The following is a 16,196-nucleotide window of genomic DNA, read 5'->3' on the forward strand; positions in this document are numbered from 1 at the left end:
GTCGGTCAGGGACCGCCGGCGGCGTCCAGCGCGGCCAACCGGTCGTGCAGCGGCGCGAAGAGCGCGGGCGGGGCCGCGACCACCAGGTCCGGCCCTGGCGGCCGACCGGCCAGGCCGGCGACCCGAACCCCCGCCTCGGCGGCCACCAGCCCGCCGGCCGCCAGGTCCCAGGCCGCAAGACCCTTCTCGAAGTACGCGTCGAGCCGCCCCTCGGCGACCAGGCAGAGGTCCAGCGCCGCGGCGCCGAGCCGGCGGATGTCGCGTACGTGTGCGATCAGACCGGCCACCACCTGCGCCTGGTGCGCCCGACGGCCGGCGTCGTAGCCGAAGCCGGTGCCGACCAGCGCCTGCCCCAGATCGACCTCGTCGGAGCAACGCAGCCGGACACCGTCGCGCCAGGCCCCACCGCCGGCCGTGGCGGTCCATTCCTCGCCGGTGCTCACGTTGCGCACCACTCCCGCAACCACCACCCCGTCGACCTCGGCGGCCAGCGAGACCGCGGAGTACGGCAGTCCGTACAGGTAGTTCACAGTGCCGTCGATCGGGTCGACGATCCAGCGCACACCGCTGCGCGTCGCGCCGGGGGCTCCCTCGCCGTACTCCTCGCCCAGCACCGAGTCGTCCGGGCGCAGCGCGGCCAACGCGTCGAGGATCTGCCGCTCGACCGCCCGGTCGGCGGCGGTGACCACGTCGGTGACGGTGCTCTTGGTGGCGGCAACGACGACCCCCTCGGCACGCATCCGGTACGCGGTGTCCGCCGCGTCCCGAGCCACCTCCACCGCGATGGTCAGCAGCTCCGACGGTGTCGTGGCCGAGTTGGTCATGATTCGCCTCTTTCCGCGCTCCGGGTGCATGTGGGTGGGTGAAACTACCGACCCGGCTTCCGAAGATCATCGTTCCCGACGCCGTACGACGGCACCAGACCAGGATCTTTGGCGCCCGGATCCGCTGCGAGGTGGGCGTACCCCGCACCGCCTCGCGGCTTGAGCGGCCGACCTCCGCCAATATGCCCCTTTAAGTTGGTAATGTCGCTTAAATGCTTACCGCCCCGTCCGTGCTCGGCTCACAACCGTTGCCCAACCGCGACCTGGTGGGGACGCCACCGGCCGGACCGACAGCGACCTCGGTGACCCACACGCGCACCCTCGCAATCGCCACGTCGACCTGGTACTGCCTGCTCAAACGGCAGTTCGGACACGTTCTGCGCGCCACCGGGCTCGACGACGGAAGCCCTTTGCCGGTCGCGCGGCTATCATTACCGCGAAGCCCATATCTCCGCCCCACCGACGGTCCCCACCGGCGGTACGCGGTGCGGAGCAGGATGATCGCCGCAGACGGCGTTACAATTCACCCCTGCCCACGCGGCACGGACCGCCGACCACCGGCCGGACCGTGACACGAGGGTCCCTCAACCACATCGCCCGGCACGGTAACCCTCGCTGCGCTGGACGAACCCGCCGTGCCCGCTCTTCGCCTCCGGAAGGTCATTCGTGACAGAACCCCGCCAGCCCGGCGCCGACGTTCGCTCGCTCACCGACACCCTGATCGCCCACGCGCAGAGCGCCGGTGGTCAGCTCACGTCGGCTCAGCTCGCGCGCACCGTCGAGTCCGCCGAGGTGACTCCGGCCCAGGCCAAGAAGATCCTGCGGGCGCTCTCCGAGGCGGGAGTGACCGTCGTCGTGGACGGCTCGGCGAGCACCCGCCGCCGCGTCGCCGCGGCCCGCTCGACCACGCCAGCGTCCCGGGCCACCACCGCCAAGACCACCAAGAAGGCCGCCGCGCCGGCCCCGAAGCAGGCGCCCGCCGGCGACGACGCCCCGGCGACGTCGGCCCCGCGCAAGGTGGCCGCCCGCAAGGTGACCGGCGCCGAGGCCGCCACGGCGACGCCGGCGAAGGCGACCAAGTCGACCCGAGCCACCAAGGCGACGGTGGCCGCGGCTGCCGGGGCCAAGCCGACCAAGGCTGGCGGCAAGGCGGGCGCCGAGGGCGAGATCGACCCGGAGGAGCTGGCCGCCGCGATCGAGGACGTGGTGGTCGAGGAGCCGGCCGAGCTGGCCCAGGCAGCCGAGACCGACGCCGCCGCCTCGGCGACCGACAACGACTTCGAGTGGGACGACGAGGAGTCCGAGGCCCTCAAGCAGGCGCGACGCGACGCCGAGCTGACCGCCTCCGCCGACTCCGTCCGGGCGTACCTGAAGCAGATCGGCAAGGTTCCGCTGCTCAACGCCGAGCAGGAGGTGGAGCTGGCCAAGCGGATCGAGGCCGGGCTCTACGCCGCCGAGCGGCTGCGGGCTGCCGACGAGGGCGAGGAGAAGCTCGTCCGGGACATGGTCCGTGACCTGGGCTGGATCTCCCGCGACGGCGAGCGGGCCAAGAACCACCTCCTGGAGGCGAACCTCCGACTGGTGGTGTCGCTGGCCAAGCGCTACACCGGCCGCGGCATGGCCTTCCTCGACCTGATCCAGGAGGGCAACCTCGGTCTGATCCGGGCCGTGGAGAAGTTCGACTACACCAAGGGCTACAAGTTCTCCACGTACGCCACCTGGTGGATCCGACAGGCCATCACCCGCGCCATGGCCGACCAGGCCCGCACCATCCGCATCCCGGTGCACATGGTCGAGGTCATCAACAAGCTCGGCCGCATACAGCGTGAGCTGCTCCAGGACTTGGGCCGCGAGCCCACTCCGGAGGAGCTGGCCAAGGAGATGGACATCACACCCGAGAAGGTGCTGGAGATCCAGCAGTACGCTCGGGAGCCCATCTCACTGGACCAGACCATCGGCGACGAGGGCGACAGCCAGCTCGGCGACTTCATCGAGGATTCCGAGGCCGTGGTCGCGGTCGACGCGGTCTCGTTCTCGCTCCTGCAGGACCAGCTCCAGCAGGTGCTGCAGACGCTCTCCGAGCGTGAGGCGGGTGTGGTACGTCTGCGCTTCGGCCTGACCGACGGCCAGCCGCGGACGCTCGACGAGATCGGCCAGGTCTACGGGGTGACCCGGGAGCGGATCCGGCAGATCGAGTCCAAGACGATGTCCAAGCTGCGTCACCCGTCCCGGTCGCAGGTCCTCCGGGATTACCTGGACTGAGCGGGTTTCGTCAACCGAACGTGTCGTTTTGACCACCTGGTGTGCAACACCAGATGGTGATCGTCCGGATGCACGAATGTGATCGTTGACGTGGCACCCTTGGTGCACGGCACACTGTCCCTTCCAGGTGTGACCTCGGTCCCCCGCGGGCACACAGGGAAGGCAGTGCCTAGTAAGGGTGTTGCACGATAGGTGAGCAACGACCGAAGAGATTGTTCATCGGTGACGACCAGAGGAGGAAGGCGATGACCCCGACCCTCACGCCGCCGCCCGTGACGGCGGCTCCCCCAGCCGCCGATGAACGGTGCGACCGCTGCAATGCTGCCGGGAAGCTCCGGATCACTCTGGCGGGTGGGAGCGAGCTGGTGTTCTGCGGGCACCACGCGAACAAGTACGCGGAGGATCTCGTGAAGATCACCGAGCGGTTCGCAACGGAGCCCGATTTCAGCTGGCGTGGCGCCGATCTGATGGCGAACTAAATCCGCAAACCGACATAGCTGACCGGAGGCACCCCGAGGGTGCCTCCGGTCAGCTCTTTCTGTCTGAACACCCAGGCGCCCCGCGCCCCGCGCCCCGCGCCCCGCGCCCCGCGCCCCGCGCCCCGCGCCCCGCGCCAAGATCTGCGCAACTTCCCCGATGTTGCTGCCTCCGACACGCGGGAGACAGCAACATCCCCGATCCAGCGCGGATCTTGAAGACGGACACCGCCCCCGACGGGCCGGGAGCGAGGTCTGGGCGCCACCGACCCCAAGGTCACGCTCGAACCAGGATGTGGTGGCCTCACCGACGCACCGACACCACTAGAACCAGGATGGTGCGCGATCTTGACGTCGGGACGCCCCGCACAGGGGCAGCCATAGCCGTTCCGGGCGGCAAGTCGCAGTACCGCCCAGACCCCCATTGATCCACTCGGGTTCATGGAAGTCGCGCCTTCCACCTCGCTCGAACACCGCGTCTTCAAGGAAACCGAGTGGATCACGCGACACGGCGCAGCCCGCCACGGCCGGACCGGTCTAGAGGGCCGGTCTAGAGGGCCGGTCTAGAGGGTCGGTCTAGAGGGTCTGCACGGTGGCGATGCGTTCCTCGAGCTGCTCGATGGTGGCCTGGGCGCTCGGCGGGCCGCCGCAGAGCCGGCGCAGCTCGGCATGGATCTTGCCGTGCGGCTGACCGGTGCGGTGGTGTCGGGCGGCCACCAGAGCGTTCAGTTGGCGCCGGAGCGCCACGCGACGCTGAGCGGCGCTCATGGGTGCGGGGGGCGCTACCGTGGCCGCAGCGGCCGGCTGAGCGGCCCCGTCGGCCGTACGACGGCGTTGGGCGGCGAGCTGTGCGGCCTGCCGTTTGGTCAGCAGCAGCGAAACCTGGTCGGCGGTGAGCAGACCGGGCAGGCCGAGGTATTCCTCTTCCTCGGGGGTGCCGGCCTGGGCCGCGGTGCCGAACGACGCGCCGTCGAAGATCACCTGGTCCAGCTCGGCGGTGGCCGAGAGCGCCGCGAACCGCTTCTCCAGCTCCCCGCTGGCCTGGTCGTCGCGCTGCGCGCGTTCCAACAGGTCGTCGTCGAAACCGTCGGCTTCCTTGGGTTTACCGAGTACGTGGTCGCGCTCGGTCTCCATCTCGCTGGCCAACCCGAGCAGGTGCGGCACGCTGGGCAGGAACACCGACGCGGTCTCCCCGGGCCGGCGGGCCCGCACGAACCGGCCGATCGCCTGGGCGAAGTAGAGCGGCGTGCTGGCGCTGGTGGCGTAGACCCCAACCGCCAGTCGCGGGATGTCGACCCCCTCGGACACCATCCGCACCGCTACCAACCACCGCTGCTCGGACGCCGCGAACGTCGCGATCCGGGCGGACGCGCCCTGGTCGTCGGAGAGCACCACGGCGGCCTTCTCGCCGGTCACCTGCTCGATCAGCTTGGCGTACGAGCGGGCGGTCTGCTGGTCGGTGGCGATGATCAGACCACCGGCGTCGGCCATGCCCGCGTTGCGCAGCACTGTGAGTCGGGCGTCGGCGGCCCGCAGCACCTGTGGCATCCAGTCGCCGGCCGGGTCCAGGGCGGTACGCCACGCCTGGGCCACCAGGTCCTGGGTCATCGGCTCGCCGAGGCGGGCCGCCAGCTCCTCCCCCGCGTTGGTACGCCAGCGGGTCTCCCCGGAGTACGCCAGGAAGAGCACCGGCCGGACCACGCCGTCGCGCAGCGCGTCGGAGTAGCCGTACACCGAGTCGGCGCGGGAGCGCAGCAGCCCGTCCCCGCCCCGCTCGTAGCTGACGAACGGGATCGGGTTGTCGTCGGAGCGGAACGGCGTACCGGTGAGCATCAGCCGGCGTACGGCGGGTTCGAAGGCGTTCTTCACCCCGTCGCCCCAGGAGCGGGAGTCGCCGGCGTGGTGGATCTCGTCGAGGATGACCAGGGTGCGTCGGGTCATGGTGCGTCGCCGGTGCACCTGCGGGGCCATCCCCACCTGCGCGTAGGTGACCACCGCGCCGTGGAAGTCGGCCGCCGAGTGCAGGTCGGCGTTGCGGAAGGCGGCGTCGAGTTGGATGCCCACCCGGGCCGCGGCGTCGGACCACTGGTTCTTCAGGTGCTCGGTCGGGGCGACCACTGTGACGGCCTCCACGGTGCCGTCACCGAGCAGCTCGGCCGCGATCCGCAGGGCGAAGGTGGTCTTGCCGGCGCCGGGCGTGGCGACCGCCGTGAAGTCCTCGCTACGGCGACGCAGGTACTCCACCAGCGCCTTGCGCTGCCAGGCGCGTAGCGCTGGGAACGTCTCGAGCACCGGCGTCCGGGCTGCCACGCGAAGCTCCTCTCCGACCGCACGATGGCGGACCCCGGGCGAGGGCCACGAGGATCCGCCGCCCATGAAAACGCCTCCGCGCAGAAGCTGCCGCGAAGGCCGACTCAGCATAACCAGCACGGGCCGTCGGGCCCAGGCGACGCCACGCTGGTCACAATCCCGCACCCGATCGAACAGCGCCCCGACCGTCTCACCACTCCCGGTCGGTGCGTGGATCCGCCCCGTCGGCGCGCGGTGGGCGCAGCGCGGCCACCGGCGCGGACCAGCGTCGACGCAGCGCGATCAGGCGTAGCCCGAAGACCAGGACGGCGGCGGCGGTGAGCGGCGCGGGCCCGGTCTGCCCGGTGACGTACAGCAGAACCACCAGGACCGAACCGGCCAGCGCGGCCAGCGCGTAGATCTCCCGGCGCAGCACGACCGGGATCTCGGCGGTGAGCAGGTCGCGGCCGAGCCCGCCGCCGATCGCGGTGAGCATGCCGATCAGGCAGGCCCCGACGGCCGGCACCCGGGCGTCGAGCGCCTTGAGCGTGCCGGTGACGGTGAACAGCGCCAGGCCGGCCGCGTCCAGCACCAGCACTGTGGTGCGCAGTCGGGCCAGTTGGGGGTGCAGCCAGAAGACGGCGAGCGCGGTGATCGCGGCAGTGGCCACGTACCGCCAGTCGGCGAACGCCAGCGGCGGCACCTCGTCGATGACCAGGTCCCGGAAGATCCCACCGCCGAGGGCGGCCACGAAGCCGACGAACGCGACGCCGAACAGGTCCAGCCGCTTGGCCACCGCCGCCGAGGCTCCGGACGCGGCGAACACCGCCACCCCGGTCAGGTCGGCGAGGAGCAGGGCGGTGGAGGTGGTCACCGCCGCAGGCTACGTCGCCGGCCGGAGCACCGGCCGAGGTTCACTCACGGTACGAGTCGTAGATCTCCTTGCACTTGGGGCAGACCGGCGAACCCGGCTTGGCCGCCTTGGTGACCGGGAAGGTCTCGCCGCAGAGAGCGACGACGAAAGTGCCCATGACGGCGCTCTCGGCGATCTTCTCCTTGCGGACGTAGTGGAACATCTCGGGACCGGTATCTGCGTCCTTCAGCTCCGGACGCTCGAGAACCTCTGTGCTCACGTCTGCACCTCCGACCGACAAGTTTGGCAGGTCATCATGGCCGGGTCCACTTGAGGCCGGCCGAGGCCCCACCCCGTACGGTGCCCGTGTGACTGACTTTCACATCAGCTACGGCACCGAGGTGGCCGAAGCCCTGCGCGACGGCCGGCCCGTCGTCGCCCTGGAGAGCACCATCGTCTCGCACGGGCTGCCCCGACCGGAGAACCTGCGCGTGGCCAGGGAGATCGAGCGGACGGTTCGGGACGCCGGGGCCGTTCCGGCGACGATCGGCATGATCGGCGGCGAGCTGGTGGTCGGCCTGGACGACGCCCAGCTGACCCGGCTGGCCACTGTCGACGGCGTGACCAAGCTCTCGGTCCGCGACCTCGCGGTCGCCGCCGCGACCGGCGCGGACGGGGCGACCACCGTGGCCGCGACCAGCGCGGTGGCCGCCGCCGCCGGCATCGGCGTGTTCGCCACCGGCGGGCTGGGTGGGGTGCACCGGGAGGCCGCGCACACCTTCGACGAGTCGGCCGACCTGGTCACCCTGGCCCAGACCCCGATCGCTGTGGTCTGCGCCGGGGTCAAGTCGATCCTCGACGTCGGCGCGACGCTGGAGCGCCTGGAGACCCTCGGGGTCGCCGTGGTCGGCTACCGCACCCGCCGGTTCCCCGGCTTCTACCTCACCGACGCCGGCTTCGACCTGGACTGGTCGGTGGACTCCCCGGAGCAGGTCGCCGCCGTGCTCGCCGCCCGGGACGAGCACGCCGTGCACACCGGCGGGATGCTCATCGCCAACCCACTGCCGGTCGACGAGCAGCTCGACCCGGAGCTGCACGACCGGACCCTCACCGAGGGCCTGGCCCTGCTGGAGCGGGACGGGATCACCGGAAAGGCCGTCACGCCGTACCTGCTCGCGCACTTCCACTCGGCCACCGAGGGCGCGAGCCTGGCGGTGAACGTGCGGATCATCCTGCGCAACGCCGACCTGGCCGCGCGGATCGCTGTCGCCTCGGTGGCCCGCGGCACCGCCGTCCCGGCATGACCCGACCGGCCCGGATGGTCGTCGTCGGGGACGTGATCACCGACGTGGTGGCCGTGTTGTCCGGGCCGCTCGCGGCCGGCTCGGACACCGGGGCCGCGATCAGTCTCGGCGGCGGCGGTCAGGCGGCCAACACCGCCGCCTGGGTCGCCGCGCAGCGGGTGGACGTCACGCTCGTCGGGGCCGTCGGTGACGACGACGCCGGGCGGGACCGGGTGGCCGAGCTGGAACGGGCGGGCGTCGACTGCGCCATCGAGCGGGTCGAGGGCGCACCGACCGGCACTGTCATCGTGTTGGCCGCCGACGACGAGCGCACCATGGTCAGCCAGCGGGGCGCGAACCTGCGGCTGAGCGCCGCGCACGTCGAGCAGGCCCTCGCGGCGGCGCCCGGCGCTGGGCATCTGCACCTGTCCGCGTACACCCTGTTGGACGCGGAGTCGCGCGGCGCGGGGCTGCGGGCGTTGGCCGCCGCCCGCGAGCGCGGGCTCACCATCAGCGTCGACGCGGCCTCCGCGGCGCCGTTGCGGCGGGTCGGCGCGGCGGCGTTCCTGAGTTGGGTACGCGACATCGACCTGCTCCTGGTCAACGCGGACGAGGCCACGGTGCTGGCCGGCGGGCTGGACCCGGCGGCGCAGGGGCGGGTGCTCTCGGCGACGGCTCGGCGGGTGGTGGTGAAGCGCGGCGCGGCCGGCGCGGTCTGGGTGGACCGCACCGCGCCGGTCTGCGTGGCTCCGGCCAACCGGGTGGCGGTGGTGGACGTCACGGGCGCGGGCGACGCCTTCGCGGCCGGTCTGCTCACCGCGTGGCTCGCCGGTGCCACCCCGACCGCGGCACTGAGCCGCGCCACCGACCTGGGCGCGCTGGCCGTCTCCACCGCCGGGGCTCGGCCACAGGCGTAGCGGCAGTTACACGGCCGCCGGGCACGGCGCGGCAGTGACCTATCGAACCCTGGCCCGTTCGCGGGTCAGGGTTCGACGTCGATGACCTTGTGTGGGCGCTCCTCCGCGGTGAGGCTCATCGGCGGGGTGTCGTCCGTGTGCCGGCGGTGGAACCGGTTGGCCAGCCGGTGCTCTTCCTTCGGCGGCCGATCGTTGGCCAGCAGCACGGCCAGCCAGGGGATGAGCACCATGCCGAGGGCGCACAACGGCAGCCAGAGCCAGAGCAGTGGGGCGTTCGCACCGACCAGGATCGCGCCGACGATGATGCAGGCCACCCGGATGCCCATCATCAGGACATAGCGGCGCTGACGGCTGTTGAGCTGATCACCCTGGCTGCGCGAGGCGTCGGTGATCAGAATCGGCTGGTACGCCTGACGCTTCACCATGGACCTCCTCGAGGGGGTTACGCCTCATCCTGTCACCGCAGGTCCGTGATCAGCGAACTTCGACTCATCCCGTCGCGTGTTACACCCGTGGTACGCTCCGCGATGTGGGCAGCAGGTTCAGCTTCACCGACGAGGCGTTGGCCAACCTGAGGGTCTACGACGTCACACCTGGGGAAGTCTGGGAGGCGCTGCACAGCGCCCGACGGGTCATCCGTCATCTGGGTGACGACGTGATGGTGGTCTACGCCGCCGCCCGTCGGGGCCGCAGGCTGGCGGTGCTGCTCGCCGAGGCCGATGGCACCGACAACGACTGGGACATTCTCTCCGCCCGCGAGTTGAGCGACGTCGAGTCCAAGCGCTACGACGAGGCCGTGCGGAGATCTCGGTAGATGAGGAGGCCGTGACGATGCACCGTAACGACGCGACCAAGCAGTTCCACGGCGGCGGCGAGCGGATCGCCGAGCTGATCGACGAGAGCCCGGCGGCGGAGCTGCCCACCCCCGACAGCGACGTGCCGATGGTGAGCCGCTCGGTGCGGCTGCCACTGGACACCTACGAGCGGGTTCGCGCTGCCGCCGACGCCCGGGGCATCGGGGTCACCACGCTCATGCGCCAGTGGATCGAGGCCGGCCTGGCCGACCTGGACGACTCGGCGACCGTCTCGCTGGCCGACGTCCGGCGCGCGCTGGCCTCGCTGGCGCACCCCACCGCCGCCTGAGCAGACGGCTCAGCCGCCGGTCGTCTTCGCCTTGGCCGCCGCCTTCATCTGCTGCTTGAACTCCCGCACCCGGCGCAGCGAATCGGCGTCGGTGACGTCGGCCACCGACCGGTACGCGCCCGGGTCGCCGTAGTCTCCGGCTGCCGTCCGCCAGTCCTGCGGGGTCACCCCGAACCGCTTGCCGAGCAGGGCCACGAAGATCTGTGCCTTCTGCTTGCCGAAGCCGGGCAGCGCGGAGACCCGGCGCAGCAGCTCCGGCCCGTCGGCGACCTCGGCCCAGAGCAGCGCCGCGTCCCCGTCGTACCGCTCCACCAGCACCTGGCAGACCTCCTGCACCCGGGCCGCCATGGCCTTCGGGAACCGGTGCAGAGCGGGCGGCTGGGCGAAGAGCGCGACCAGGGCCTGCGGGTCGTACCCGGCCAGCTCCGCCGCGTCCAGCTCGTGGCCGAGCCGCTGCGCCAGCACGTACGGCGACGAGAACGCCTTCTCCATCGGCACTTGTTGATCAAGAACCATGCCGACCAGCAGGGCCAGCGGGCTGCGCTCCAGCAGGCGGTTGGCCTCCGGGTCGATGGGCAGAACGAGCGTCATGTCGACCATCCTGCCTGGCGTACCGAGCCGGGCGGACACCGACGCTCCGACACCTACCGGCGGGTGACGCTGATCCGAGACGCGACGGGAGGCAGGATGTCGGGGTGGACGAACACGACATGCTGCTCTCCCCCGCCGGCGTCGACGCGCTGCGCAGCGCACTGACCCGGACCGGATTCACCAGCCACGGCATCGCCGAGCGGTTGGGCGCCCAGGCGACCGCGGCGGTCGCCCGCAACGACTACCGGGCCGCGTTGCGCGCCACCGAGGACGGCGACCCGCTCGGCACCCTGATCCGGCTGTTCATCTGCGCCCAGACCGAGTCGGAGGCGGCGGTGGCCGCCGCGCTGGCGCCGCTGAGCCTGGCCGAGGCCCTCGGTGGCGGGCTGGTCGAGCGGTACGGCGACGGCCTGCGTGCCGGCATCGACCTGGAGCCGTACGGCGAGGACTGGTGGGTGCTCGCCGACGTGCCGGGCAGCGCCCGCCCGGGTCGTCCGTTGCACGCCGAGCACGTCCTCGGCGTCGGCGGGGCGACCCACACCCTGATCGGCGCGACAATGCGCCGGCCGGTCGACACCGCACTGGACCTGGGCACCGGCTCCGGCATCCAGGCCCTGCACCTGGGCACCCACGCCAGGTCGGTGACCGCCACCGACCTCTCCGAGCGGGCGTTGCGCTTCGCCGCGACCACCGCGGCCCTCAACGGTCAGGACTGGGAACTGCTCCGCGGCGACCTGGTCGCCCCGGTGGCCGGTCGGCGTTTCGACCTGGTGGTGAGCAACCCACCGTTCGTGGTCGGCCCGGGCACGACCACGCACGTGTACCGCGACTCCGGCCGGGTCGGTGACGCGATCGGCGCCGAACTGGCCGCCGCCGCCCCGGGCCTGCTCACCGAGGGCGGCACCATGCAGTACCTGGCGAACTGGGTGCACGTCGCAGGCGAGGAGTGGGACGAGCGGGTGGCCGGCTGGTTCGCCGGGACCGGCCTGGACGCCTGGGTGATCCAGCGCGAGGTGGCCGACCCGATGGCGTACGTCGACCTGTGGCTCACCGACGTCGGCGAGACCGCCGACCCGCAGCGGATGGCCGCCTGGCTGGACTGGTTCGACGCGCACAAGGTGGAGGGCATCGGCTTCGGCATCGTGTCACTACGTCGGGGCGGGCACGCCGACCCGGTGGTCCGGGTGGAGGATCTGCGCCAGCGGGTGCAGCCACCGCTGGGCGACCAGGTCGCCGCCTGGTTCGACCGCCAGGACTTTCTCCGGGTACGCGACACCGAGGCGTTGCTCGCCGAGCGCTACCGGGCAGCCGAGGGCCTCCAGCTGCGACAGGAGGCCACAATGGGCGACGAGGGCTGGGGGGTGGACCGGCAGGTCCTCGCGATGCCGCACGGCCTGCGCTGGACCGAGGAGATCGACCCGCTGGTGCTGGCGCTGGTCGGTGGCGCCGACGGCCGGCTGCCGCTGCGTGACCAGCTCGCCCTGCTCGCCGCCGCGCACGACGTCGAGCCCGACGAGATGGCCGAGGCCGCCGGCCCCATCGTGGCGCACCTGGTGGAGCGCGGCTTCATCGAGCCGGTGAACGCCTGATGCGGGCGGTGGTGCAGACCGTCGGGCGGGCCAGCGTGACGGTGGACGGCGAGGTGGTCGGCGCCATCGAGAACGGCCTGCTGGTGCTGCTCGGCGTGACCCACACCGACACCGCGGAGACCGCTCGGACGATGGCCCGCAAGGTGCACGAGGTACGCATCCTGGACGGTGAGCGGTCCGCCGCCGACACCGGCGCGCCGATCCTGGTGGTCAGCCAGTTCACCCTCTACGGCGACGTCCGCAAGGGCCGCCGACCGAGCTGGACCGCCGCCGCCCCCGCCGAGGTCGCCGAGCCACTGGTGACAGCGGTGGTCGACGCCCTACGCGAACGAGGAGCGAAGGTGGAGACCGGCCGCTTCCGCACCCACATGCTTGTGGAAAGCATCAACATAGGCCCCCAAACCCTCCTCCTGGACCTCTAACCAGCAGCGGTGATCAAGAGGTTTGCGTCATCTCGAGCCCGGATCCTGACGCAAATCTCTTGATCACCGGGGTGGGCTGGTGGGTGGGGATGGGGTTAGGAGAAGAGGCCTCGGCGGGTCAGGGACTGGCGGAGCCAGTTGTCGAGTTCGGCGCTCCAGTCGGTGCGGCCGGCGGTGGCGTGGTCGACAGTGAACCGACCGAAGGCGTCCCGACCCTCGGTGAAGACGCCGCCGCGCTTGTCGACCTCCAGCACCACCTGCATCTGCTGCGCGTCGGCGATGAAGGTGACCTCCAACTGGTTGATCGAGCGGGCGTACTGCGGCGCCGGGCTGAACTCGATCTCCTGGTAGAACGGCAGCGTCTGGCGTACGCCGTAGATGTGACCACGCTCCACATCGGCGCGTGCGAACCGGAAGCCCAGCCGCAGCAGCGCGTCCAGCAGTCGCTCCTGCGCCGGCAGCGGGTGCACCGACACGGCGTCCAGGTCACCCTTGTCGACAGCGCGGGCGACCTCCAGCTCGGTACGCAGGCCCATCGTCATCCCGTGCAGGTGCTGCCCGTACAGCTCGGTGACCGGTGTCTCCCACGGCACGTCGAAGCGGAACGGAAGGTCGTAGCGCTGCCCCGGCTCCAGCCGGAACGGGCCGGTGATCTGCTGGCGGTGGAACTCCTGGGTGGTGTCGTGGTCGTTGTCGCCGCTCTCCACCTCGACCCTGGTGACCAGGCCGAGGGCGACGTGGTCGATGTCGACCTGGTGGTCGCCGCCCAGCACCTGGATCCGGCCCTCCAGCGGGCCGCCCGGGCGGCAGTTCGCGTTGGCCAGCACCGTCTCCACCGACGGACCACCGACGCCCATCGCCTTCATGAGCCGCTTGAAGACCACACCGTCCTCCAACTGTCGTTTCCGGCCGACCTGAGGTGGCCGGCCGTCCGCAACGTAGCCGGGGCGGGCAACCACACACTCCGACGACACACCGCACCAGCGATCCGACGCAATTCCTGTCGGGTGCCCGATCGCCTCACTCCCGTTTTACGCCCCGCCCGCCAAGCTGTTGTTCACACCGGCACCACTGGGCCGGGAACACGGCACCGACGTGGAAACGGGGAGAGACAGAGATGGTTCTGCAGATGACGGAACACCGGACGCGCCCGGCCACCACGACCGACACCGACGGGGCCTCCGAGGCCCTCGTCGACCTGGACGCCACCGACGAGCGCGGCATCTCCACCGACCTGGTCCGGGCCTACCTCAACGGAATCGGCCGGACGAAGCTGCTGACCGCCGCGCAGGAGGTCGACCTGGCCCGGCGCATCGAGGCCGGCCTGTTCGCCGACGAGAAGCTGGCCACCTGCACCCCGGTCTCCGCGGAGCTGCGAGCCGACCTGGAGCTGATCGTCGCCGAGGGTCGGGCGGCCAAGGACCACCTGTTGGAGGCGAACCTGCGGCTGGTGGTCAGCATCGCCAAGCGCTACACCGGCCGTGGCATGGCGTTTCTCGACCTGATCCAGGAGGGCAACCTCGGTCTGATCCGGGCCGTGGAGAAGTTCGACTACGCCAAGGGCTACAAGTTCTCCACGTACGCCACCTGGTGGATCCGACAGGCCATCACCCGCGCCATGGCCGACCAGGCCCGCACCATCCGCATCCCCGTGCACATGGTCGAGCAGGTCAACCGGATGGTCCGGGCCCGCCGCGAACTGGCGGTGACGTTGGGCCGCGAACCGACGGTCGCCGAGGTGGCCCGCGCACTGGAGATCCCTGAGATCCAGGTCATCGAGCTGATCTCCTACGACCGGGAACCGGTCAGCCTGGACCAGGCCGTCGGCGACGACGGTGAGAGCGCGCTCGGCGACTTCGTGGCCTCGGTGGACCCGCGCACCGAGCCGGCCGACGCCGCCGCCCAGGGCGAGCTGCGCAACGAGGTCAGCATCGTGCTCTCCACCCTGTCCCAGCGGGAGCAGGCGGTCATCCGCCTCCGGTTCGGCCTGGACGACGGCCGCCAGCGCACCCTGGACGAGGTCGGCCGGGAGTTCGGCCTGTCCCGGGAGCGGATCCGGCAGATCGAGAAGGTGACGCTGCTGAAGCTGCGCGCCCCGGAGCGGGCCCAGCGCCTGGAGGCGTACGCCTGCTGACGCACCCGGTTCCCACGGAAGGCCCCGGCGGTTCGCCGGGGCCTTCCGTGCTGTCGGGGTGCTTGACCGGTGGCACCATCCACGGTAGAAACCATGTGGTTATAGAACCAGGAGGTTATACGTGGTGGGCACCGAATTGCTGGACGCGACCTTCGCGGCGCTGGCCGACCCGACCCGGCGGGCCATCCTCGCCCGGCTCGCGGCCGGGGAGGCGACAGTGACAGAGCTGGCAGCACCCTTCGCGATGAGCCAGCCGGCCATCTCCAAGCACCTCAAGGTGCTGGAACGCGCCGGCCTCGTCAGCCGAGGGCGGGACGCCCAGCGCCGACCCTGCCGCCTGGAGGCCCGACCGCTGCGGGAGGCGACAGCCTGGCTCGCCGACTACCGCGACTACTGGGCGGAGAGCTACCAGCGCCTCGACGCGCTAATCGACGAACTCCAGGCCGTCGACGAGACCGACTCCGCCCGTCGACGCTCCCGACCTGACGGGTCGCGCGGGTGAGCAGCGTCGACGACCCGCTCGTCGTCCACACCCGGGGTGATCGGGAGATCGTGCTGAGCCGGCTGTTCGAGGCACCGGCGCGCCTGGTGTTCGTCGCCTTCACCCGACCCGAGCTGCTGGTCCGGTGGTACGGCGCGCGCGGCTGGAAGCTGGTGGAGTGCGACGTCGACCTGCGGGTCGGCGGGCGGTGGCGGTTCGTGTCGCAGGGCCCGGAGGGCGCGCAGATGGTCCAGGCTGGGGTCTACCGGCAGATCGAGCCACCGCACCGGCTGGTCTGCACCGAGCTGTTCGACGACCAGTCCTACCCGGGCGAGACGCTGGTCAGCCACGAGTTCACCGAACTGGCCGGTCGGACGACGGTCACCACCACGCTGCGCTACGCCACCGCGAAGGGGCGGGACACCGTGCTGCGCTACCCGATGACCCGGGGGGTCGGGCAGAGCTACACGCGGCTCGCCGACCTGCTGCGTTCGACAACGACGATACGAGGAGAGCAACAATGAACTGGACGCTGGAAGTGGTGATCGTGCCGGTCTCCGACCTGGACCGGGCGAAGAAGTTCTACGCCGACCAACTCGGCTTCACTGTGGACCACGACACGGTGATCAATGACGACGCACGCATCGTCCAGCTGACGCCGCCCGGCTCGGGCTGCTCGATCGTGATCGGTAAAGGCGTCGTCCCGGAGATGCCGCCCGGCTCACTCAAGGGCCTGCAACTGGTGGTGCCCGACCTGAAGCGGGCCCACGAGGAACTGGTCGGGCGGGGTGTGGAGGTCAGCGAGATCCAGGTGGTGGGCCAGAACCCCCGGCCGGTGCCGGATCCGCTGGACAACGTCGGCTTCGTCTTCTTCGCCGACCCGGACGGCAACACCTGGGGCGTCCAGCAGATCTCCAGCCGCGCCTGAGCGG

At 71.3% G+C, this 16,196-nt stretch carries 19 protein-coding genes; 12 read left to right on the forward strand and 7 right to left on the reverse strand.

What is annotated here, in order from left to right; genetic code table 11:
* Positions 1-5: 5 nt before the first annotated feature.
* Entirely contained in the window at positions 6-824 is an 819-nt protein-coding gene (locus OG598_RS18880; protein ID WP_328650397.1) for an inositol monophosphatase family protein, read from the reverse strand.
* Between the two features lie 666 nt (positions 825-1,490).
* Here OG598_RS18880 and OG598_RS18885 point away from each other — a divergent pair.
* Entirely contained in the window at positions 1,491-3,086 is a 1,596-nt protein-coding gene (locus tag OG598_RS18885; RefSeq protein ID WP_328650398.1) for an RNA polymerase sigma factor, read from the forward strand.
* Between the two features lie 245 nt (positions 3,087-3,331).
* Positions 3,332-3,565: a DUF7455 domain-containing protein gene (locus OG598_RS18890; RefSeq protein WP_091402071.1), complete on the forward strand. Its 234-nt coding sequence runs from the start codon at positions 3,332-3,334 to the stop codon at positions 3,563-3,565.
* Between the two features lie 573 nt (positions 3,566-4,138).
* Here the strand turns inward: OG598_RS18890 and OG598_RS18895 are convergent.
* The 3 genes from OG598_RS18895 to OG598_RS18905 all read right to left on the reverse strand — a co-directional run bounded on the left by OG598_RS18895 (position 4,139) and on the right by OG598_RS18905 (position 6,984).
* Entirely contained in the window at positions 4,139-5,872 is a 1,734-nt protein-coding gene (locus OG598_RS18895) for a DEAD/DEAH box helicase (protein WP_328650399.1), read from the reverse strand.
* Positions 5,873-6,062: 190 nt separating this feature from the next.
* Positions 6,063-6,725, reverse strand: a complete 663-nt coding sequence (locus OG598_RS18900) for a trimeric intracellular cation channel family protein (protein WP_328650400.1) — start codon at positions 6,723-6,725, stop codon at positions 6,063-6,065.
* Between the two features lie 40 nt (positions 6,726-6,765).
* A complete protein-coding gene (locus OG598_RS18905; protein ID WP_007456912.1) occupies positions 6,766-6,984 on the reverse strand; it encodes a DUF3039 domain-containing protein in 219 nt (72 codons plus the stop codon).
* Between the two features lie 88 nt (positions 6,985-7,072).
* On the opposite strand from OG598_RS18905, the gene OG598_RS18910 reads away from it, so the two are divergent.
* Together OG598_RS18910 and OG598_RS18915 are read left to right on the forward strand one after the other, a co-directional pair.
* Complete coding sequence (locus tag OG598_RS18910) at positions 7,073-8,008, forward strand: pseudouridine-5'-phosphate glycosidase (RefSeq protein WP_328650401.1); 936 nt, start codon at positions 7,073-7,075, stop codon at positions 8,006-8,008.
* Complete coding sequence (locus tag OG598_RS18915) at positions 8,005-8,904, forward strand: carbohydrate kinase family protein (RefSeq protein ID WP_328650402.1); 900 nt, start codon at positions 8,005-8,007, stop codon at positions 8,902-8,904. The genes OG598_RS18910 and OG598_RS18915 overlap by 4 nt, the downstream gene beginning before the upstream one ends.
* A gap of 65 nt (positions 8,905-8,969) precedes the next feature.
* Here OG598_RS18915 and OG598_RS18920 read toward each other — a convergent pair whose 3' ends face one another.
* Entirely contained in the window at positions 8,970-9,329 is a 360-nt protein-coding gene (locus OG598_RS18920) for a DUF3099 domain-containing protein (protein ID WP_181518647.1), read from the reverse strand.
* 104 nt (positions 9,330-9,433) lie between these two features.
* Here OG598_RS18920 and OG598_RS18925 point away from each other — a divergent pair, with 104 nt between their 5' ends.
* On the forward strand, positions 9,434-9,718 hold the full coding sequence (locus tag OG598_RS18925) for a hypothetical protein (protein ID WP_030489374.1): 285 nt from the start codon (positions 9,434-9,436) through the stop codon (positions 9,716-9,718).
* A gap of 17 nt (positions 9,719-9,735) precedes the next feature.
* Positions 9,736-10,047 carry a hypothetical protein gene (locus OG598_RS18930; RefSeq protein ID WP_124858894.1) on the forward strand — a complete coding sequence of 104 codons (312 nt, stop codon included), beginning with the start codon at positions 9,736-9,738 and terminating at the stop codon, positions 10,045-10,047.
* 9 nt (positions 10,048-10,056) lie between these two features.
* On the opposite strand, the gene OG598_RS18935 is transcribed toward OG598_RS18930, so the two are convergent.
* The gene (locus OG598_RS18935) at positions 10,057-10,647 is read right to left on the reverse strand and encodes an HhH-GPD-type base excision DNA repair protein (protein WP_328650403.1); all 591 of its coding nucleotides are present in this window, start codon (positions 10,645-10,647) and stop codon (positions 10,057-10,059) included.
* 95 nt (positions 10,648-10,742) lie between these two features.
* Between OG598_RS18935 and OG598_RS18940 the strand changes: the two genes are divergently transcribed.
* Together OG598_RS18940 and dtd are read left to right on the forward strand one after the other, a co-directional pair.
* The gene (locus OG598_RS18940) at positions 10,743-12,227 is read left to right on the forward strand and encodes a DUF7782 domain-containing protein (protein ID WP_328650404.1); all 1,485 of its coding nucleotides are present in this window, start codon (positions 10,743-10,745) and stop codon (positions 12,225-12,227) included.
* Positions 12,227-12,649, forward strand: a complete 423-nt coding sequence (gene dtd / locus OG598_RS18945; RefSeq protein ID WP_328650405.1) for a D-aminoacyl-tRNA deacylase — start codon at positions 12,227-12,229, stop codon at positions 12,647-12,649. The genes OG598_RS18940 and dtd overlap by 1 nt, the downstream gene beginning before the upstream one ends.
* Before the next feature lie 95 nt (positions 12,650-12,744).
* On the opposite strand, the gene OG598_RS18950 is transcribed toward dtd, so the two are convergent.
* Complete coding sequence (locus OG598_RS18950) at positions 12,745-13,533, reverse strand: sporulation protein (protein ID WP_328655374.1); 789 nt, start codon at positions 13,531-13,533, stop codon at positions 12,745-12,747.
* A 233-nt stretch (positions 13,534-13,766) separates the two neighbouring features.
* On the opposite strand from OG598_RS18950, the gene sigB reads away from it, so the two are divergent.
* The 4 genes from sigB (at position 13,767) to OG598_RS18970 (ending at position 16,192) form a co-directional block, all read left to right on the forward strand.
* The gene (sigB, locus tag OG598_RS18955; protein ID WP_442931321.1) at positions 13,767-14,783 is read left to right on the forward strand and encodes an RNA polymerase sigma factor SigB; all 1,017 of its coding nucleotides are present in this window, start codon (positions 13,767-13,769) and stop codon (positions 14,781-14,783) included.
* A gap of 124 nt (positions 14,784-14,907) precedes the next feature.
* Positions 14,908-15,285 carry an ArsR/SmtB family transcription factor gene (locus OG598_RS18960; RefSeq protein WP_328650407.1) on the forward strand — a complete coding sequence of 126 codons (378 nt, stop codon included), beginning with the start codon at positions 14,908-14,910 and terminating at the stop codon, positions 15,283-15,285.
* Positions 15,282-15,788 (forward strand): SRPBCC family protein, encoded by a 507-nt coding sequence (locus OG598_RS18965; RefSeq protein WP_328650408.1) that lies wholly within the window; start codon positions 15,282-15,284, stop codon positions 15,786-15,788. Before OG598_RS18960 ends, OG598_RS18965 begins: the two co-directional genes overlap by 4 nt.
* Entirely contained in the window at positions 15,785-16,192 is a 408-nt protein-coding gene (locus tag OG598_RS18970; RefSeq protein ID WP_328650409.1) for a VOC family protein, read from the forward strand. Before OG598_RS18965 ends, OG598_RS18970 begins: the two co-directional genes overlap by 4 nt.
* The last annotated feature ends 4 nt before the right edge of the window (positions 16,193-16,196 follow it).

This window comes from Micromonospora sp. NBC_00330, assembly GCF_036136635.1.
Taxonomy (GTDB): Bacteria; Actinomycetota; Actinomycetes; order Mycobacteriales; family Micromonosporaceae; genus Micromonospora; species Micromonospora salmantinae.